We start from the raw sequence: 5,076 nt of genomic DNA on the forward strand, positions 1-5,076 counted from the left end.
GTACAGGTGCAATTCTTCGGCGTGCTCACCAAATATTCGACGTACTGCTTCTTGGTAATCATATCCCTAAAATGATACTTGTGGTCCTCAAGCGTAAGTCCTGCATTGGTCACCGAGCCCCGTTAGGGGCGACATTTTACAGCCCAGAGCGTGAGCTATGGGAACCTTGAATGCCCGCCCTCCATTTGACAATCGTCTCGCTCCGTCATTTAGCCTACACCTTATTCGTCTCCGCCCATACTCTCCGTATCACTTTCACCGCCTCCTCAATATCCTTCCCCGTAATCCCATAGTGAGTGACAGCGCGGAAACGGCCATTGCCGATGTCGCCAATTTTCACGCCTTCACGTGCCAGCGTCTGCGCAAAAGAGGGGCCTTCTGGTGGAGGTTTCTGCGGTCCGAAAATGACGATGTTGGTCTGCACGGTATCAAGATCGAGCGTCATGCCCGGCAAATCGACCAGGTCATTCGCGAGAATACGTGCGTTGTAATGATCTTCAGTCAACCGCTCGGTCATTTCCCCCAACGCAACGAGACCTGCCGCGGCAATCACTCCAGCTTGTCGCATACCACCACCGACCATCTTCCGTATTCGGCGAGCACGAGCAATGAACTCTTTACTGCCACACAGCAACGAACCAACCGGCGCAGCCAGACCTTTTGATAAACAGAACTGCACCGAATCAACATACTGTGTGAACTTCGTCTCCGAACAGCCCGAAGCTACAGCTGCATTGAGAATCCGCGAGCCATCAAGATGAATCGGCAAACCAGCGGCATCGGCGATATCTCGTAACGAACGGAACATCATGGGTTGCACCACGGTCCCGCCACAGCGATTGTGGGTATTCTCAATACAAATCACTCCTGGTGATGCATAATGGAGATTGGTCGCCGCCGGACGAATGGCACTTTTTACCGCTTCAACTGGCAAATCACCAAACCGCCCGGTCGGAACCGGATGAAAGACAATGCCGCCCAGCGCTGATGCCCCACCCGCTTCGTAGTTATAGATATGCGAGTTATCGCCAAGAATCGCCTCTTGTCCACGCTGGCAATGGGCCAGCAGCGACACGAGGTTGCCCATCGTGCCACTGACGACAAATAACGCGGCTTCTTTACCCATGCGTTCCGCGGCTTTTTCCTCCAAGCGGTTGACGGTCGGATCTTCGCCCATGACATCATCGCCCAACTCAGCGCGGTACATGGCTTCCCGCATCGCTGGGCTCGGTAAGGTTACGGTATCGCTACGTAGATCGATCATAGGTACTCCGTTGTGCTTCGCAAATGCAAAATGAAAAATGCAAAATTGAGAATGTCAGGAAGGGATCTTTCATTTCCGATCACTTATCCTCTCCTCCATTGTCCATCGCTTCCTATCATTTTTCATTCTCCATTATTATTTTTTCATTTTTCATTGTTCTCACCGTCCTCGCAGCCGTTCCGTCTCTCTCCGTTCTCGTTTCGTCGGTCGTCCCAAACCGGGCGAACGTAGTGGCGGTGGGGCAATATAGAATCCCTTTTCGCGAGGCGGTGGGGGCGGCGAGTGGTCTTCGTACAACAAACGCGCCTCTACGTAGGGACCACGCTGCTCAGAAAGTCCCAGCACTTTGAGTTCTTTCGGGCCGCTCGGATGGGTAAAGACGATTGCGTCATTCGCACGCACCAGCTTGTGAGGTTTGGCTGGGTGACCGTTGACCTCAACTTTCCCCCCATCACACGCATCCGCGGCTAACGATCGGCTTTTGTAAAAGCGCGCGGCCCATAGCCAACGATCTAACCGTACCGTTTCATCAGGTTTCACTTGGTCTGCCATAGCTCCTGTTTTCTTTCCCTCTCTTCTGTTTCAAATCATAAGAATGACTGCCTCGCAACAGTTGTCGACACTTCCCTCAGCGTCGGTCGTACGCATAGCGCACGCTGCACAATACTGTAACGAAGAGCGCTCATGAACTTGAGTGGCCTGGTACGACATGGTAGCGTCGGCCCCACGATAAGGAGGACACTATGGACGCCAAAGCCGGAGCTCGTGAACGTTTCACTGCAGCGCAAGACAGTTTAATTGCTTTGAGTCATCGCATTCATGCTCACCCCGAATTGGGATTTGAAGAAGAAAAATCGTCGGCGTGGCTGGCTGACATGCTCAGCGATGCTGGCTTTGCCGTGCAAAAGGGCTTTTGTAACCTTCCCACAGCGTTCATCGCTCGCGCAGGCCATGGGCCGCTCCATATCGGCATTTGTGCTGAGTACGATGCCTTACCTGGCATTGGTCACGCCTGCGGGCATAACCTCATTGCCGCAATGGCTGTCGGCGCAGCAATCGCGGTAGCTAAAGTCGCCGATGACGTTGGCCTCACAGTCAGTGTTCTCGGCACCCCCGCAGAAGAAGCAGGGGACGGTGGCGGAAAAATCCTTCTCCTTGAACGTGGGGGGTACAAAGGAATACACGCTGCGATGATGGTCCACCCTGCCCCGTTCGATGTGGTCGATCCTGCGATTATCGCCTGCTCGATGTTCGAAGTGCGATACACAGGCAAAGAAGCACATGCTTCGGCGTTTCCCGATCGCGGCATCAACGCTGCAGATGCACTCACCGTAGCGCAGACTGCGATTGGTCTGCTGCGACAACACATTCGGCAGACTGACCGCATCCATGGCATTATCACCAAAGGTGGGGATGCTCCGAATGTCATCCCTGCGCATACTGCAGCGAAATACATCGTCCGAGCAAAAACCCTCGCCGAATTAGACAGCATAAAACAAAAAGTACTGCGTTGCTTTGAAGCCGGTGCCCTCGCTACTGGCGCAGAGTTCGAAGTTTTCGGCGGTCAAAAGCCGTACGCAGAACATGTTTCCGATCTCGATATGGCAGCGCTCTATCAACGCAATATCGAAGCGCTAGGCCGCAAGATGCGCGAGCTTGGCCCGATCAGAGAGCGCGCCGCCGGATCGACTGACATGGGCAACGTGTCGCTTGCCATGCCCTCTATCCATCCCATGATCGGCATTGACTCAACACCTGCCGTCAATCACCAACCGGAGTTCACTGCGCACTGCGCAACTCCCGCTGCGGATAAGGCGGTCCTCGATGGTGGCCTTGCTATGGCGTGGACTGCCATTGATATTGCGACGGATGCCACAGTGAGGGAGCGGCTGCTAAAGAGGGCTGTGTAGACCTCATGGCAATTGCCTGCATCCCACCTCCATAGCTTTCGACTTTTTCCCTGCCCAGCAATGGCTTGTAGTTAAGGAATAGCTGTCATTGCGCCGTTCATGTTTCGACAGGCTCGGCACGAACGGAGATCGTTCCCTGAGCCTGTTTTTCCCGTTCGCCCTGAGCCTGTCGAAGGGCGATGAGTATGGAAGTCATCCACTGGGCACCGTAGTACCCTGCTATAAATCCGCAATATACGTCAGCCCGGTGATACTCGGCAGGAAACAGTACGCTGCGCCGCGGGTGGTCACAAAGTCGGCAAATGGTGGTAGCGTAACCATGCCAGACGCCGTCGGTAACTGAAATCCTGTCTCTCCCAGTGTGTTATTTCCTGTGATCAAGTCCTTGCTGGCGCTGGTCAGCTCTGGCCGAAAACCACCGCGATTGATCCAACTTGTCATGAGAAACTCAAATTGGTCCTCAATGCTGGCGCAGACAAACACTCCTAAGAGCCCGCGCTCGTGTTGGTCGCGGGTTACAGGATCATATTTGGGACCGTATGGCATCCCACGACGTACGATTGGGTGTCGATCACCATCGGCGCCGGCCACCGAATCGCCCCGCGGATTGGTGCGACGAATATGTGCATCAAACGGACAGACGAGTCCTTGCGCGTCATCAGTAAAAGCAAAGTCGTTTAGCTGATGATCTGGCGGTATTGAGGGCAGTGTGGATGGCGTTTTCGCCGTGAGCGCGACACCATTAAGCCAGCGGCCACAAATCTTAGCGGCAATCTTTTCGCGGTCGAGCTTCGTAACAGCAGCAGCCGTGCTCAAATATGCCTCAAAACCCTCGACATCCTGCTGCAGAATGCGAAACGCGGCAAAGCTCCCATTACGCCCAAAGTCCAATGGGTGCGGAACGGGATATTGGAATCCTTCCCATTGGCTTGGATGGCCGAGGAGAAACGCGCCAGGAGCCACGAGGGTGGGATTCACTGTAGCGTATTGCGGGTTTGGTGCGCCCGCAATCACAGGTTGCGATATCCCATCACGATAGCCAAAGTGGATCAACACGCCAGGAAGCTTCTCCCTCTGTGGCGGGCCGTCTTCTAAGACCGCACCATCTTCATGGTGCAAAACCGTGCACTCATGTTGGCGGATCAGCTCCCGAAACGAAGCACCGAGCACTGCCAGTTTCTCTTTTTCTGCATACACGGAAAACATGACATGCACTTCTCGTGAGTTCAGATTACCTCGCCATCGGTGCGGGGCGCTCTTGCCGCAGTCACCAATGAGCGTCGCACGCTCAACAGCTCCGGCGACAAAGGCTTTCGCTCCGGCAAAGGACGCGAGTGTTGCTTCCGGCAGGTGCAGTGCCTGTAGCCCTGTATACGTAAAGCCCACGTTCAGCGCGGAAGACCAACCAACCTGCGCGGTCCACTCTGCGGCGGTCATGATGTGCAAGTCTGGCGGTGAATTGCGTATCAGTGTTCGGACAAGTCGCCGCCCAGCTTCTGGGTGCTCGACACGAACAAAGAAATGACGCACCGCCGGTAGACCATAATCACACAGAATCAGCCCTTGAATATCGTGCAACGGGAGAGGAGGAATTCCCACGCTTCTTTTGCTGACAACGAGCGGTGTTGGTGTATTCATTTCTGGGTTCCCTCCTGCATCGCCAAAATGTCCTGCACAGTGAGATTCCCGTAGGCACTGAAAAATGGCGAATCTGAAACGAGGTCGATTTTCTCAACATAGGCGATAAATTCGTCGCGATAACGCCGTACTGGTAACGGTGGCGCATCTTTAGGCATGGGCAAGAATTAAGTTGCCGATTAAGAGCGAGGAAGAAGCGTATAGTTCCAATCGCCATGAAACTTACCGGGTTTGATATTGAGCGCTTGAAACTCATCGTCGGAG

General features: G+C 54.2%; 4 protein-coding genes. 1 reads left to right on the top strand and 3 read right to left on the bottom strand.

The window, feature by feature from the left end:
* Positions 1 to 214: 214 nt before the first annotated feature.
* Positions 215 to 1,264 (bottom strand): low-specificity L-threonine aldolase, encoded by a 1,050-nt coding sequence (gene ltaE / locus FJ147_27085; GenBank protein MBM4259553.1) that lies wholly within the window; start codon positions 1,262 to 1,264, stop codon positions 215 to 217.
* A 159-nt stretch (positions 1,265 to 1,423) separates the two neighbouring features.
* Positions 1,424 to 1,816, bottom strand: a complete 393-nt coding sequence (locus FJ147_27090) for an RNA-binding S4 domain-containing protein (protein MBM4259554.1) — start codon at positions 1,814 to 1,816, stop codon at positions 1,424 to 1,426.
* 191 nt (positions 1,817 to 2,007) lie between these two features.
* On the opposite strand from FJ147_27090, the gene FJ147_27095 reads away from it, so the two are divergent.
* Positions 2,008 to 3,174 carry a M20 family metallopeptidase gene (locus FJ147_27095; protein MBM4259555.1) on the top strand — a complete coding sequence of 389 codons (1,167 nt, stop codon included), beginning with the start codon at positions 2,008 to 2,010 and terminating at the stop codon, positions 3,172 to 3,174.
* Between the two features lie 219 nt (positions 3,175 to 3,393).
* On the opposite strand, the gene FJ147_27100 is transcribed toward FJ147_27095, so the two are convergent.
* A complete protein-coding gene (locus tag FJ147_27100; protein MBM4259556.1) occupies positions 3,394 to 4,812 on the bottom strand; it encodes a hypothetical protein in 1,419 nt (472 codons plus the stop codon).
* Between the last annotated feature and the right edge of the window lie 264 nt (positions 4,813 to 5,076).

The sequence above is a fragment of the Deltaproteobacteria bacterium genome, assembly GCA_016874775.1.
Lineage (GTDB): Bacteria > Desulfobacterota > Binatia > Bin18 > Bin18 > VGTJ01.